Source organism: Streptomyces sp. NPDC056527, from assembly GCF_042794475.1.
In the GTDB taxonomy this organism is placed as follows: domain Bacteria; phylum Actinomycetota; class Actinomycetes; order Streptomycetales; family Streptomycetaceae; genus Streptomyces.
The window spans coordinates 1-14,246 of the sequence record NZ_JBHTTQ010000039.1 but is presented as its reverse complement, the minus strand read 5'-3'; the positions used below and the strand labels follow the sequence as shown (position 1 = coordinate 14,246).

Annotated in this window: 14 protein-coding genes; 7 read left to right on the top strand and 7 right to left on the bottom strand. The window is 73.5% G+C overall.

Annotation, left to right across the window (positions count from 1 at the left end; genetic code table 11):
• Nucleotides 1–136: 136 nt before the first annotated feature.
• The 7 genes from ACFQ7Q_RS19870 to ACFQ7Q_RS19840 are packed head-to-tail and all read left to right on the top strand — an operon-like array spanning nucleotide 137 to nucleotide 8,007.
• Entirely contained in the window at nucleotides 137–1,147 is a 1,011-nt protein-coding gene (locus tag ACFQ7Q_RS19870; RefSeq protein WP_383556758.1) for an ADP-ribosylglycohydrolase family protein, read from the top strand.
• Entirely contained in the window at nucleotides 1,144–2,586 is a 1,443-nt protein-coding gene (locus ACFQ7Q_RS19865; RefSeq protein ID WP_383556756.1) for an ADP-ribosylglycohydrolase family protein, read from the top strand. Before ACFQ7Q_RS19870 ends, ACFQ7Q_RS19865 begins: the two co-directional genes overlap by 4 nt.
• Nucleotides 2,567–3,718, top strand: coding sequence for an ADP-ribosylglycohydrolase family protein (locus ACFQ7Q_RS19860; RefSeq protein WP_383556753.1), 1,152 nt, complete (start codon nucleotides 2,567–2,569; stop codon nucleotides 3,716–3,718). Before ACFQ7Q_RS19865 ends, ACFQ7Q_RS19860 begins: the two co-directional genes overlap by 20 nt.
• Nucleotides 3,715–5,091: an ADP-ribosylglycohydrolase family protein gene (locus ACFQ7Q_RS19855; protein WP_383556750.1), complete on the top strand. Its 1,377-nt coding sequence runs from the start codon at nucleotides 3,715–3,717 to the stop codon at nucleotides 5,089–5,091. The genes ACFQ7Q_RS19860 and ACFQ7Q_RS19855 overlap by 4 nt, the downstream gene beginning before the upstream one ends.
• Complete coding sequence (gene rbsK, locus ACFQ7Q_RS19850; RefSeq protein ID WP_383556748.1) at nucleotides 5,088–6,008, top strand: ribokinase; 921 nt, start codon at nucleotides 5,088–5,090, stop codon at nucleotides 6,006–6,008. Before ACFQ7Q_RS19855 ends, rbsK begins: the two co-directional genes overlap by 4 nt.
• Entirely contained in the window at nucleotides 6,005–7,207 is a 1,203-nt protein-coding gene (locus tag ACFQ7Q_RS19845; protein ID WP_383556745.1) for a CaiB/BaiF CoA transferase family protein, read from the top strand. Before rbsK ends, ACFQ7Q_RS19845 begins: the two co-directional genes overlap by 4 nt.
• Before the next feature lie 5 nt (nucleotides 7,208–7,212).
• On the top strand, nucleotides 7,213–8,007 hold the full coding sequence (locus ACFQ7Q_RS19840; RefSeq protein ID WP_383556870.1) for an HpcH/HpaI aldolase/citrate lyase family protein: 795 nt from the start codon (nucleotides 7,213–7,215) through the stop codon (nucleotides 8,005–8,007).
• Nucleotides 8,008–8,048: 41 nt separating this feature from the next.
• On the opposite strand, the gene lgt is transcribed toward ACFQ7Q_RS19840, so the two are convergent.
• The 7 genes from lgt to ACFQ7Q_RS19805 all read right to left on the bottom strand — a co-directional run bounded on the left by lgt (nucleotide 8,049) and on the right by ACFQ7Q_RS19805 (nucleotide 14,189).
• Nucleotides 8,049–9,026 (bottom strand): prolipoprotein diacylglyceryl transferase, encoded by a 978-nt coding sequence (lgt, locus tag ACFQ7Q_RS19835; RefSeq protein WP_383556743.1) that lies wholly within the window; start codon nucleotides 9,024–9,026, stop codon nucleotides 8,049–8,051.
• Nucleotides 9,027–9,122: 96 nt separating this feature from the next.
• Nucleotides 9,123–9,941 (bottom strand): DsbA family protein, encoded by an 819-nt coding sequence (locus ACFQ7Q_RS19830; RefSeq protein ID WP_383556741.1) that lies wholly within the window; start codon nucleotides 9,939–9,941, stop codon nucleotides 9,123–9,125.
• Nucleotides 9,942–10,005: 64 nt separating this feature from the next.
• Nucleotides 10,006–10,821, bottom strand: a complete 816-nt coding sequence (trpA, locus tag ACFQ7Q_RS19825) for a tryptophan synthase subunit alpha (protein ID WP_383556740.1) — start codon at nucleotides 10,819–10,821, stop codon at nucleotides 10,006–10,008.
• Nucleotides 10,818–12,113, bottom strand: coding sequence for a tryptophan synthase subunit beta (gene trpB / locus ACFQ7Q_RS19820; protein ID WP_383556738.1), 1,296 nt, complete (start codon nucleotides 12,111–12,113; stop codon nucleotides 10,818–10,820). Before trpB ends, trpA begins: the two co-directional genes overlap by 4 nt.
• 340 nt (nucleotides 12,114–12,453) lie before the next feature.
• On the bottom strand, nucleotides 12,454–12,654 hold the full coding sequence (gene trpM, locus ACFQ7Q_RS19815; protein WP_383556867.1) for a tryptophan biosynthesis modulator TrpM: 201 nt from the start codon (nucleotides 12,652–12,654) through the stop codon (nucleotides 12,454–12,456).
• Between the two features lie 109 nt (nucleotides 12,655–12,763).
• The gene (gene trpC / locus ACFQ7Q_RS19810; protein ID WP_383556735.1) at nucleotides 12,764–13,573 is read right to left on the bottom strand and encodes an indole-3-glycerol phosphate synthase TrpC; all 810 of its coding nucleotides are present in this window, start codon (nucleotides 13,571–13,573) and stop codon (nucleotides 12,764–12,766) included.
• A 142-nt stretch (nucleotides 13,574–13,715) separates the two neighbouring features.
• Nucleotides 13,716–14,189 carry a DUF2752 domain-containing protein gene (locus ACFQ7Q_RS19805; RefSeq protein ID WP_383556733.1) on the bottom strand — a complete coding sequence of 158 codons (474 nt, stop codon included), beginning with the start codon at nucleotides 14,187–14,189 and terminating at the stop codon, nucleotides 13,716–13,718.
• Nucleotides 14,190–14,246 lie beyond the last annotated feature (57 nt).

Sequence of the window (14,246 nt, the reverse complement as noted above, 5' to 3'; positions counted from 1 at the left end):
AGGCCGTACTTAGTAAGGCCCACCTCACCGTTTCGGCTGCACGCTTCCGTGGTGTCAGCCGGGTGACAGAGACGTTTCTGCGACGTCATCGCCTCCCCACGTGGCACAGATTCAGGAACCGTGAAAGGGGAGCGAGATGGTGAGCCGGACAAGAACGACGGGATGCGATACGCGCGAGCGCGCGAGAGGTGCGCTGCTCGGCCTCGCGGTCGGAGACGCGCTCGGCGCACCCGCCGAGAACCTGCGCCCCTCGGAGATCCGCCGCCGCTGGGGCCGGATCGAGGGCTTCGTGACGGACAGTCCGGCCGGCACGGACGACACGGAGTACGCGATCTTCTCGGGTCTGCTGCTCGCCCGGCACGGCTCGGCGCTGACCGTCCAGCATGTGGAACGGGCGTGGCACCACTGGATCGCCGACCTCGACGAAGGCCCCTTCCGGGGCGCGGGGTTCAGCGAGCGGGGCACGCTGGAGAACCTCCGCCGCGGCCTGGCGGCCCCGATCTCCGCCCAGCACCGCCACGCCTGGTCGGACGGACTGGCCATGCGGGCCGCACCGTTCGGCGTCTTCGCGGCCGGCCGCCCGGCGGAGGCGGCCCGGCTGGTCGCCATCGACGGCACGGTCAGCCATGACGGCGAAGGCATCTACGGCGGCCAGGCCGTCGCGGCGGGCGTCGCTGCGGCGATGACCGGCGCGTCGGTGACCTCGGTCATCGCGGCGGCGCTCTCGGTCGTCCCGATGGACTCCTGGACGGCCCGTTCCATGCGCCGCGCGGTGGTGGCCGCCCAGCGTCTCGAACCGGATCCGCTGGCACGCGAAAGGACGGTCCGCTCGGCCGTCGTCATCGGCGGCTACCCGTGGACGGACCTGGCCCCGGAGGCGGTCGGGCTGGCCTTCGGCGCCTTCGCTGCGGCCCGCGGCGACTTCCGTACGGCGGTCCTGACCGCGGTCAACATGGGCCGCGACGCCGACACCACGGCGGCGGTCGCGGGCGCGCTGGCGGGCGCGGCCTCGGGCGTGTCGGCGATCCCGGAGGAATGGGCGACGGCGATCGCACCGGTGACGGGCAGCTGCCTCCCCTCGATGCGCGGCTACCACGTCCTGGACATCGCGGACCTCCTGACAGCGGACGAGGAGGAAGCGGCATGACGGAGACCCACCACGCGTACGGCTCGGGCGCCGCCGCACCCGCGGCCCCCGCCAGCCCCGCCGCGAGCGCCGCGGCGAGCGCGGCCGGCACCACGGCCGTGGGCATCGCCGCCGTGGGCGATCGCCCCGCCTCCTCCGCCGTGAGCGCGGTCGTCAGCACCGCTGTCGGCCATCGTCCCGCCGGGCTGGGGGTACCTCCCGGAGACGGCTCCGGGGGAGGGTGGGCGCAGCCCACGAGGCCGGGCGCCCCGGACGACGGCGCCCATGGGGCCCGGTCGGCCCACGGGGTCGCCGCCCCAGTCCGCGCCAGGATCGAGGGTCTCCTCCTCGGCCTCGCCGCGGGCGACGCCGCGGGCTGGCCGGCCGCCAGACACCGCGCCGCCCGCATGCCCGAATGGACCCGACGGCTCACCCGCGAACTCGACACCTTCGCCGAACAGAACGCCACCACCACCCTCCCCGTCCCCATCGCCCTCAACCAGCCTCCCGAGCCCCTCCGCCTCGGCCCCTCCGACGACGCCGAGTGGGCGGTCTTCACCGCCGAGGCGGTCCTCGCCGCCACCGGCCCCCTCTTCACCACCCTCCCCCCGGAGCGCCGCCTCCGCGCCGCCGTCGACCTCGCCTGGAACTCCCTCGCGAGCCAGGTCGCCGCCGCCGCCGACCGAGCCCCCGAGGTCGAGTCCGCCGTACTCCCCCTCCGCGCCCGGATCTCCGTCCGCGCCGGCCTCGGCAATCTCGCCACCGGACTGCGCCCGCCCGCCACCGGCCACGACAACCCGCACTACTTCGACGACGCCGCCTGCGTCCGCGCCGCCGTGCTCGCCCTCGTCCACCCCGGAGATCCGGCCGCCGCCGCCGAACTCGCCGAGTTCGACGCCCGGTACACCCAGGACGGCGACGGGGTCCACGGCGCCCGCGCGATGGCCGCGGCCATCGCCGCGACACTCGGCGGGGCGGCCGTCGACGAGGCCGTGGAGGCGGCACTCGCCCAACTCCCGACCGGCACCGAGATCGGCCGCAACGCCCAGCAGGCCGTCAAGATGGCACAGGACGCGACGAGCGCCTTCGAACTCGTCCCCCTCCTGGAGCACCAGATCGTCGATCACGTCTACAGCTACGGCATCGCGGCCGCCGAGACCGTCCCGGTCGCCCTCGCCCTCACCACGGCCGCGCGCGGCGAGGCGTCCGCGGCGATCCCGGCCGCCGCCTGCCTCTCGCGTGTCGCGGACTCCGCCCCTGCTCTCGTGGGCGCGCTCACCGGCGCGCTCGGCGGCGCCGACTCCCTCCCCGCCACCTGGCGCGACGCCTGCCGCACGCTCGCCGGCTGCGCGCTCCCCCGCCTCGCCGGCACGGATCTCGTCGAACTCGCCGGGCTGCTGGGAGACACGGAACTGGCCACCCCGGGTGGACAATTCCGACATGACACCCACACTGGATGACCGGATCACCGGCAGCCTCCTCGGAGCCGCCGTCGGCGACGCCCTCGGCGGCCCCGTCGAGGGCTACACCCCCGAACAGATCCTGGAGCGCCACGGCGGCCGGGTCACCGGCATCGTCGGCCCGTGGAACGGCGACGCCTGGCGCACGGCCCGCCCCATCGCGCCGTACCACAAGGGCGACGGACACGTCACCGACGACACCTTGATGACCCATGCCCTGATCAGGGTGTACGAGAAGGTCCGCGACCACCTCGACGCGTACGCCGTGGCCGAGCACCTGGTCCCCGATCTGCTCACCACCCCGCGCTGGATCCCGGAGCTGGAGGCCGAAGCCCTCCCGCTCCAGCGGATCTTCCTCGCCGAGAAATGGCTCGTGGCGCGTCTCCACTACGGACATGTCGACCCGCGCGAGGCGGGCAGCGGAAACATCGTCAACTGCGGGGCGGCGATGTACATGGCGCCGGTCGGCCTGGTCAACGCGGCGAACCCTGCGGACGCGTACGCGGAGGCGCTCGACGTCTCCGCGCCGCACCAGTCGTCCTACGGACGGGAGGCGGCCGGAGTCTTCGCGGCGGCCGTGGCGGCGGCATGCCTGCCGGGCGCGACCCCGGAGTCGGTCGTGCGCGCCGCGCTCTCCCTGGCGAAGGACGGCACCCGGACGGCGATCGAGGCGGTGTGCGAAGTCGCCTCCCGGCACACCGACTTCGAGACCGCCCTCGTCCCGCTCCGCAAGGCGGTGGCGCCGTTCGACACGGTCGGGCCGGAGTACCGCGCACCGTCGCTGGGCGCCCGCCGCCCCTCACGTCTCCATGCGATCGAGGAGCTCCCGATCGCGCTGGGGATGCTGCTGGTCGGGGAGGGCGACTACCGGCGCACGGTCCTGGGCTCGGTCAACTACGGCCGCGACTGCGACTCGATCGCGACGATGGCCGGGGCGATCGTCGGTGCGCTGCGAGGAGAGTCGGCCGTCCCGTCCGACTGGTCGAAGCAGGTGGCGGAGGCGAGCCGACTGGATCTGCACGCCCCGGCACAGGCGCTGACGGTGGTCGCACGCGAGGTCTACGCCCGCGACGCGGCCCGCCGCCGGGCGCACGAGTCGGCGTACGCGGCGCTGACGAGCACGGCCCGATGAACCTGCGCGTCACCTGGGTCCAGCCGGAGGACCTCGTCGGCCACGAACTCCGCCAGGCCGCGGAGGACGGCCGGGACGCCTCGGCGATCGCCTCCCGCTGGCACGCCGCCGGCGGTCGGCCCGCCCCCTCGGCGGCGGGCGCCTCCCGCACCCCGCGCCCGGACCTGCGCCCACTGGCGGAACACCTCCTGGACGAGCTGTCCACGCTCCCGAGCCCGCTCTCCGCCACGGAACCCACCGCCCTGGCCGACATCCGGACACTGACCCCCCACAGCCCCCCCGCCTACGAAGGGCCGCCGCCCCGGGCGGAGAACCACCCCCTGCGCGACCGGCTCCACGCCTCCTGGCTCGGCCGGGCCGCCGGGTGCCTGCTCGGCAAGCCCGTCGAGAAGCTCCCCCTCCAGGCCATCCGCGCACTCGCCCGCGCCGCCGGCAACTGGCCCCTCACCACCTGGTTCACCGAAGTCGGCGTCCCCCGCGACCTCCTCGCCGCCCACCCCTGGAACCGTCGCTCGGCTCCCACCTCCCTCGCCGAGAACATCGACGGAATGCCCGAGGACGACGACCTCAACTACCCCCTGCTCGACCTGCTCCTCCTCCAGCGGTACGGCCGCGACTTCACCACCGCCGACGTCGCCCGTCTCTGGCTCGACGAACTCCCCGCAGGCCGCACCTTCACGGCCGAGCGCGTCGCCTACCGCAACCTCCTCGACGGCGTCGAACCCCCGCTGACCGCCCTCCACCGCAACCCCTTCCGCGAGTGGATCGGCGCCCAGATCCGGGCCGACGTGCACGGCTGGACCCACCCCGGCGACCCGGCAGGCGCCGCCGCGCAGGCGTACCGGGACGCGGCGCTCACCCACACCGCCAACGGGATCTACGGCGCGATGTTCGTCGCCGCGACCATCGCCACGGCCGCCACCGGCACCGCCGACGTCCACCGGGCGCTCGCCGCCGGACTGTCCCTCGTCCCGCCCCGGTCCCGGCTCGCCGCCGCCGTCCGTCTCGGCATCGAATCAGCCCGCGACACCCATGACTTCGACGCCGTGGTGGACCGACTCCACACCACCCTCGGCGGGTATCACTGGGTCCATGCCGTTCCCAACGCCGCCGTCCTCGCCGCCGCGCTCACCCACGCCGACGGCGACTTCACGCGCTCCATCTGCGCGGCGGTCTCCGGCGGCTGGGACACCGACTCCAACGGCGCCACCGCCGGTTCCGTCGCCGGTCTGCTCGCCGGCCACCCCGACCGGCTGCCCGAGCGCTGGACCTCCCCCCTCAAGAACCGGCTCTCGACCTCGATCCCGTCGTTCGACGGCATCGGCTTCGACGCCCTGGCCGAACTGACGTATCTGGAGGCAGTACGCCCATGACCAGCATCGTGGTGCTCGGCAGCACCAACATGGACCTCGTCGCCTTCGTCCCGAAGGCCCCCGCCCGCGGAGAGACCGTCACCGGCCGGGAGTTCCGTACGATCCCCGGCGGCAAGGGCGCCAACCAGGCCGTCGCCGCCGCCCGGGCCGGCGCCGACGTGTCGATGATCGGCGCGGTCGGCGCCGACGACTTCGGTGGACGGCTCCGGGCAGCGCTGGAGGGGTCCGGGGTCGACACCGACCTGCTGCGCACCGCCGAGGGTCCCTCCGGCACCGCGCACATCGTCGTCGACGACGAGGGCGGCAACGCGATCGTCGTCGTCCCCGGCGCCAACGGCACCGTCACCTCCCTCGACCACGGCGACGAGGCGCTGATCGCCACCGCCGACGCCCTGCTCCTCCAGCTCGAACTCCCCCTCTCCGTCGTGACGGAGGGCGCCGCCACGGCCCGCCGGCTCGGCGTCCGTACCGTCCTCACCCCCGCTCCCGCCCAGCCTCTGCCCCCCGAACTCCTCGCCGTCACCGATCTGTTGGTCCCCAACGAGCACGAGGCCGCCGCCCTGACCGGCATCGCGGACCCGCATGCCGCAGCCGCCGCGCTGCTCACCCTCGTCCCCGAGGTGGTCATCACCCTGGGCGCGGCCGGCAGCCTGCACGCCGCCCGCGACAGCGAGCCCTTCACCGTGCCCACCCCCCGTGTCCGGGCCGTGGACACGACCGCCGCCGGGGACACCTTCGTCGGCGCGCTCGCGGTCGCCCTCGGCGAGGGCCGCGCGGTGCGCGAGGCCCTGGCCTGGGCATCGAGCGCCGCCGCGCTCTCCGTCCAGCGCGAAGGCGCCTCGTCCTCGATGCCGTACCGCTCCGAGATCGACGCGGCTCACGGCTCCCTCACCGGCCAGGAGGTCGACGCCGTATGACCCGCTCCGCCACCCCCTCCCCTCTCCAGGGCCTGCGGGTCCTCGATCTCGCCACACTCTTCGCCGGGCCTCTCGCGGCGATGATGCTCGGCGACTTCGGCGCGGACGTCATCAAGATCGAGCACCCCCGCAAGCCCGACCCCTCCCGTGGCCACGGCCCGGCCAAGGGCGGCGTCGGTCTGTGGTGGAAGGTCCTCGGCCGCAACAAGCGGACCATCACCCTCGATCTGTCCACCCCCGGCGGCCGCGACACCCTCCTCAGGCTCGCCGCCGACGCCGATGTGATCGTCGAGAACTTCCGCCCCGGCACCCTCGAACGCTGGGGTCTGGGCTGGGAGGAACTGTCCACCGTCAACCCGGAGTTGGTCCTGGCCCGGGTCACCGGCTTCGGCCAGTTCGGCCCGTACTCCCACCGTCCCGGCTTCGGCACCCTGGCCGAGGCGATGAGCGGCTTCGCCTCGATCACCGGCGAGCCGGACGGCCCGCCCACCCTTCCCCCCTTCGGTCTGGCCGACTCGATCGCCGCCCTGGCGACGGCGTACGCGGTGATGACCGCGCTCACCGCCAGGACCACGACCGGCCGCGGCCAGGTCGTGGACATGGCGATCATCGAACCGATGCTCTCCGTCATCGGACCCCACCCCCTCTGGTACGACCAGCTCGGCTACGTCCAGCCCCGCACCGGCAACCGCTCCCGCAACAACGCCCCGCGCAACACGTACCGCACCTCCGACGACTCCTGGGTCGCCGTCTCCACCTCCGCCCAGTCGATCGCCGAGCGCGTGATGCGGCTCGTCGGCCGCCCCGAGCTGATCGACGAGCCCTGGTTCGCCGATGGCGCGAGCCGCGCCGCCCACGCGGACGTGCTCGACGAGGCGGTCGGCTCCTGGATCGCCCGCCACACCCGCGACGAGGCCATGGCCGCCTTCGAGAAGGCGGAGGCGGCGATCGCGCCCGTCTACGACATCCGGGACGTGATGGCCGATCCGCAGTACCGCGCCCTGGACACCGTCACCGAGGTCCCGGACCCCGAGCTGGGCCCGATCCGTATGCAGAACGTCCTCTTCCGGCTCTCCGAGACCCCGGGCGGGATCCGCTGGGCCGGCCGGCCGCACGGCGCGGACACGGCCGAGGTCCTCGCCGAGCTCGGTCTCTCCCCGGCCGAGATCGGCGCCCTGCGCAGCGAAGGTGCCGTATGAGCGGAATGCCCTTCCCCCTCACCTGGCTGTACGCCCCCGGTGACCGCCCCGCCGTCGTCCAGAAGGCGCTGGTCTCGGGCGCTGACGTGGTGATCGTCGATCTGGAGGACGCGGTGGCGCCGGAGCGCAAGGCGTACGCCCTGGCCGCGACCGTCGACCTCCTCACGGACCCGCATCCCGTCCCGGTCCATGTCCGCATCCACGCACACGACGACATCCCCCCTCTGGCGCCCCTCCCCGGGCTCAGCGGCTTCCGTGTTCCCAAGGTGACACACGCCACTGACATCCACCGGATCGCCGGGGCGGTGCCCGGCATCCCCCTCTTCCCGCTCCTGGAGAACGCCCTGGCGCTGGAGCACGCCTATGCCATCGCGTCGGCCGATCCGGCCGTCCGCGGCATCGCCCTCGGCGAGGCGGACCTCCGCGCCGATCTGGGGGTACGGGACGAATGCGGCCTGGACTGGCCGCGCAGCCGTCTCGTGGTCGCCGCCCGCGCGGCGGCCCTCCCGCCCCCGGCCCAGTCGGTCCACCCCGACATCCGCGATCTGGACAGCCTGGCGGCGAGCTGTGCGCGGGGCCGTTCCCTGGGCTTCATGGGCCGGGCGGCGATCCACCCGCGCCAGCTCCCGGTCATCGAGCAGGCGTATCTCCCGAACCCCGACGAGGTCGCGGCGGCCGAGGAGGTCGTGAAGGCCGCGGAGACGACGGAGGGCGCACTCGCCCTCCCGGACGGGCGCTTCATCGACGCCGCGGTCGTGGAGGGCGCCCGCCGCATCCTGACCCTGGCGGCGCGGGCCTGACCACCAGGGGCGGCCCCTGTGATGCGATGCCGGCGGGTCGGTCAGCTCTTGCCCGCGCCGTTCCCGGCCCGCTCGTCGTTCGACTCCTCGGCGAGGGTCCCCGGCGCGTCCTCGGGCTCCTCCGCGGAGGCGTCGGCCTCCGCCGCCCCGCCGTCCTCGTCGGTCGCGTCCTCGTCGGACGCGCCCTTCCCGACCGCGGGCTTGTCCCGGTCCGGCTCCACGATCTCCTCCCGTCCCGGGCGGACCCGCGACGAGATCACGATGTAGGCGACGGCCAGGACGAAGACGACGATCGCCGTCCACACGTTCAGCCGCAGGCCGAGCACGTGGTGCGCCTCGTCGACCCGCATGTACTCGATCCACGCCCGGCCCGTGCAGTACGCGGCGACGTAGAGCGCGAAGGCGCGTCCGTGGCCCATCTTGAAGCGGCGGTCGGCCCAGATGACCAGGAGCGCGACACCGATGCACCACAGCGACTCGTACAGGAAGGTCGGGTGGTAGATCCCTTCCTCGCGGTTCGCCCCGGCGGAGATCTCCAGACCCCACGGCAGGGTGGTCGGCTTGCCGTACAGCTCCTGGTTGAACCAGTTGCCCCAGCGGCCGATGGCCTGGGCGAAGGCGATACCGGGCGCGATGGCGTCCGCGTACGCCGGCAGCGGGATGCCGCGCCGGCGGCAGCCGATCCAGGCGCCCACCGCGCCGAGCGCGATGGCGCCCCAGATACCGAGGCCGCCCTCCCAGATCTTGAAGGCGTCGACCCAGTTCTCACCCTCGCTGAAGTACAGCTGGTAGTCGGTGATCACGTGGTAGAGCCGGCCGCCGACGAGACCGAAGGGCACCGCCCAGACGGCGATGTCGGCCACGGTGCCGGCTTTGCCGCCCCGGGCGATCCAGCGCTTGTTGCCGTACCAGACGGCGACGAAGACACCGATGATGATGCAGAAGGCATAGCCGCGCAGCGGAACCGGTCCGAGGTTCAGGACTCCGGTCGACGGGCTGGGAATGTAGGCAAGGTCCATGGCAGAACCGACGCTACCTTGCCGGGCGGGTGGCGCGGCAGCCCACCCGACAACGTCTGCGTAACTTAGGCGCCGAAGGAGGGACGCCGGAGGGCGTCAGCTCGTCGGCGACGCCGCCCCGGGCGTCTTGCCCTTGTTGGCCTCGGCGACCCACTTCTTCAGGTTGTCCGGGGAGATCTGCTCGCCCCCCTTGTCCGGGAAGATCGATTCTCCGTTGAGCAGCACGGAGGGCGTGCCCCGGAAGTCGCTGCTGCGGAAGGCGTCGTTCGACTTCCCCACCCAGCTGTCGTGCGTGCCGTCCTCGACACAGCTGCGGAAGGCCGGCGTGTCGAGCCCGGGCACCTTGGCCGCGAGTTCGATCAGCTTGTCGTTGTCGCCGAAGGCGTCGTCGGTCTCCTGCGGCTGGTTGATGTACAGCACGTCGTGGTACGCGGTGAACTTACCCGCGTCCTGGGCGCACGCGGCGGCGTTCGCCGCGCGGAGGGAGCCGCTGCCGCCCATGTTCCCGTCGATGAGGGTGGCGAGGTGGTACTCGGTCTTGAGCGCGCCGGAGGCCTCGAGCTCGTGGATGGTGTCCCGGAAGGCGTTCTCGAAGGACGCGCAGGCCGGGCAGCGGAAGTCCTCCCAGATCGCCAGGGTCGACGGGGCGTCCGCCTTCCCGGTCGGGATGGCCGGCTTGTCACCATCGGTCGCGCCGGTCGGGGCGACGACCGGGCCCGCCTTGTCCGAGCCGCTGTCCTTGTCCCCGCTGTTGGCGGCGATCACTCCGACGACCGCGGCCAGGCCGAGGACGCCGACGACCGCGGCCGACACGATCAGGACGCGCCGCTGCTTCTCACGGGCCTTCTCTCGCTCGCGCTGCTGCTGGAGGCGCTCCCGCGCGCTCCCTTTTCCGTCACTGTTCTTCTGGCTCACGCCCTCAGCAACGAACCGGGGAGGCGCGTACGCGCCTCCCCGGTCACAGATCCACCCATTCGGGTTACGAAACGCGGCGCACGCCCTCGGCGAGTTCGCCCGCCAGTTCCCTTACGGCGGCGAGTCCGGCGGCCTCGTCGTCGGCGTCGAGCATCCGCTTGACGAACGCGGAGCCGACGATGACGCCGTCGGCGAAGGTCGCGACCTCCTTGGCCTGCTCGGCGTTGGAGACGCCGAGTCCGACGCAGACCGGCAGCTCGGAGGTGGCGCGGGTGCGGCGGACGAGGTCGGCGGCCTCGGCGCCGACCGACTCGCGGGTGCCGGTGACGCCCATCAGCGAGGCGGCGTAGACGAAGCCGGAGCCGGCGGCCGTGATGGTGGCGAGCCGCTCGTCCTTGCTGCTCGGCGCGACGACGAAGACGGTGGCGAGACCGTGCTTCTCGGCGTGCTCGCGCCAGACCGCGGACTCCTGGACCGGCAGGTCGGGCAGGATGCAGCCCGCGCCGCCGGCCGCGGCCAGCTCCTCGGTGAACCGCTCGACGCCGTAGCGGTCGATCGGGTTCCAGTAGGTCATCACCAGCACCGGCTTCCCGGTGGCGGCGAAGGCCTCGCGGACCGTGCGCATGACGTCGGCGATCCGGACGCCGCCGCGCAGGGCGATGTCGTCGGCCGTCTGGATGACGGGGCCGTCCAGGACCGGGTCGCTGTGCGGGAGCCCGACCTCGACGACGTCGGCGCCGCCGTCGAAGACGGCCTTGATCGCCTCGATGCCGCCGTCCACGGTCGGGAAGCCCGCCGGCAGGTAGGCGATGAGAGCGGCGCGGTTGTCTGCCTTGGCCTTGGCCAGGGTGTCGCTGAGGAGCTGGATGTTGCCGCTCACTTGGTGTCCCTCCGGATCTCGCCCGCGCCGTCCTCGGCGGCGGCGTCGGCCTCGACGGGGGCCGCGTCGGTGTCGTACAGGCCGAAGTAGCGGGCGGCCGTGTCCATGTCCTTGTCGCCGCGCCCGGAGAGGTTGACGACGAGCAGGCCCTCGGGGCCCAGCTCCTTGCCGACCTCCAGCGCGCCCGCGAGGGCGTGCGCCGACTCGATGGCCGGGATGATGCCCTCGGTACGGGAGAGCAGCCGCAGGGCCTGCATGGCCGCGTCGTCGGTGACGGCGCGGTACTCGCCCCGGCCGCTGTCCTTGAGGTACGAGTGCTCCGGGCCGATGCCCGGGTAGTCCAGGCCGGCCGAGATGGAGTACGGCTCGGTGATCTGGCCCTCGTCGTCCTGGAGGACGTACGACCGCGAGCCGTGCAGGATGCCGGGCTCGCCCGCGGTGAGGGTGGCCGCGTGCTCTCCGGTCTCGACGCCGTGCCCGGCCGGCTCGCAGCCGATGAGGCGGACGTCGGTGTCGGCGAGGAAGGCGTGGAAGAGGCCGATGGCGTTGGATCCGCCGCCGACGCAGGCGATCGCCGCGTCGGGGAGGCGGCCGGCGCGCTCCAGGATCTGGCGGCGGGCCTCGACGCCGATGACGCGGTGGAAGTCGCGGACCATGGCGGGGAACGGGTGCGGTCCGGCGACGGTCCCGAAGAGGTAGTGCGTCCGGTCGACGTTGGCGACCCAGTCGCGGAACGCCTCGTTGATGGCGTCCTTGAGGGTGCGGCTGCCGGACTTCACCGGGATCACCTCGGCGCCGAGCATCCGCATCCGGGCGACGTTCAGCGCCTGGCGCTGAGTGTCGATCTCGCCCATGTAGATGGTGCACTCGAGCCCGAAGAGGGCGCAGGCGGTGGCGGTGGCGACACCGTGCTGACCGGCGCCGGTCTCGGCGATGACCCGGGTCTTGCCCATGCGCTTGGTGAGCAGGGCCTGGCCCAGCACGTTGTTGATCTTGTGCGAGCCGGTGTGGTTGAGGTCCTCGCGCTTGAGGAAGACGCGGGCGCCGCCGGCGTGCTCGGCGAACCGGGGGACCTCGGTGAGGGCGCTCGGGCGGCCGGTGTAGTTGACCATGAGGTCGTTGAGCTCGCGCGCGAACTCGGGGTCGGTCTTGGCCTTGTCGTACTCGACCGCGACCTCGTCGACGGCGGCGACGAGGGCCTCGGGAATGAACTTGCCGCCGTAGGCGCCGAAGTAGCCCTCGGTGGTGGGAACCTGACCCTCCGGGTCCGGAATGAAGAACTCGCTGGACATGCGGTTGCTCCTCGCGGGGCGGATGCCCCGGATTGCGTGCTGACGATGGTCACGGTATGCGCGCGACTCGCTCACGTACGGCAACGCCGTCGCGGGCCCTTCCGTTGTGGGCAACTGTTCCGCCGGGGCGGAACGGGTGGGCACAACGGACGGTGCCCTTGCCGGGCCCAGGCTCCCGGTGCGTACGGTGCACACGGGCGCGGTGCCCTCGTCGGTGGCCGGGCACAGGGAGCGGACGCGCCCGTAAGGGCGCCGTCCCGTGTGCCCACCCTCCCCCAGAGCTGCCTCTGGGCGGTGCCCCCAGCCCAGCGGGACGATTGCCCACACGGGGCCGGGGCCTTCAGGCGGCGGTCGTCGTGAAGGTGCGCGCAGGGCGCCGGCGCCATCGCATGCCGTTGACCTGGCCGGGCTCGCTGCCGATCACGTACCGCACGCGTCGGCCGTGGACGCGCCGGGCGGGCGCCCGGCAGCCGCGCGGGCGGCAGCCCCGGGCCAGGGGGGCGTGCGCGGGAGCCGCGGCCGTACGGAGCCGGGTGCGCATCGCGCGTCCGGCGGCCGGGTCGGTGACCGTCACCGCGGGCACGCCGACGGCGCCCCGGGCGGCATGGCCCGGGACGGTCGACGTGGCGCGGCGGGGAGTCACGGCGGGGTCAGCTCCGGCCGTGACGGAGCGCGGGGTGGGCGCCGGCGGCGACGAGGTCGGCGACGGCGGCCTTCGGATCGCGGCCGGTCACGAGGGACTCGCCGACCAGAACCGCGTCGGCGCCGGCGTTGGCGTACGCGATGAGGTCGTGCGGCCCGCGGACACCGGACTCGGCGACCTTGACGATGCCGGCCGGGATCTCCGGGGCGACGCGCTCGAAGGTGGAGCGGTCGACCTTGAGGGTCTTGAGGTTCCGGGCGTTGACGCCGATGATCCGGGCGCCGGCGTCGACCGCGCGCTCGACCTCGTCCTCGTCGTGGACCTCGACCAGCGGCGTGAGGCCGATGGACTCGGCGCGCTCGATCAGGGAGACCAGGGCCTCCTGCTCGAGTGCCGCGACGATCAGGAGCGCGAGGTCGGCCCCGTAGGCCCGCGCCTCCCACAGCTGGTACGCCGTGACGATGAAGTCCTTGCGGAGGACGGGGATGTCGACCCGGGCCCGGACGGCCTCCAGGTCGGCGAGGGAGCCGCCGAAGCGGCGCTCCTCCGTGAGCACGGAGATGACGGCGGCGCCGCCCGCTTCGTAGTCGGCGGCGAGGCCGGCCGGGTCGGCGATGGCGGCGAGTGCGCCCTTGGACGGGCTGGAGCGCTTGACCTCGCAGATCACCGTGACGCCCTCGCCGCGCAGTGCGGCGACGCCGTCCTTGGCCTGCGGCGCCTTGGCGGCGCGCTCCTTGAGCTCGTCGAGGGAGACCCGCGCCTGCCGCTCTGCGAGGTCGGCGCGCACGCCTTCGATGATCTCGTCGAGCACACTCACGCGAGAGGCCCCCTTCCGGGACGGTGATGGTGACGTTTGTGAGGATGAACCAGGTTCAGCCATGTCGATGGTATCCGCAGGAGGGCGCGGGATCCGCATCCGGCCGACGTGCGTCCCACCTGCTGGGACTTCTCGGGAGCGGTCACGGGGCGAGCGCGGAGCCGAACGGCAGGTTCCGCACCAGGGTGAAGAGGGCGAGGACGGCGCCGATCCCCCACCACCAGGCGGGGGCGATCGCGAGCCTCATGGGTACGCCGCGCACGGCGCGAATCAGCCAGAGGACCATGACGACGGCGAATATCCCGTAGCCGACGACGGCGAGCGCGTTGGCCCCGAGGGCGGCGCCGAGCTCGCCGTGCACGAAGGCGTGGGCGCTGCGGAGCCCGCCGCAGCCGGGGCAGTAGATCCCGGTGAAGCGCAGCATCGGGCAGACCGGATAGTGCCCGGGCTCGTTGGGGTCGACGCTCCCCACGTAGGCGAACGCGGCTCCGACCCCGACGAGCGTGCCGAGCGGCGCGACGAGGCGCCGGGCGAGCGGCCGCGGCGGGGCGGCCGTGGCCTCGGGGCGCGGGGCGGCGGGGTCTTCGGTGACGCCGGGCGGCGGCTTCGGGTGCACGCGGTGATTGTCGCCCCTGACGCGTGAAGGCGCAGCACGGCATCGCCGTGCTACGCC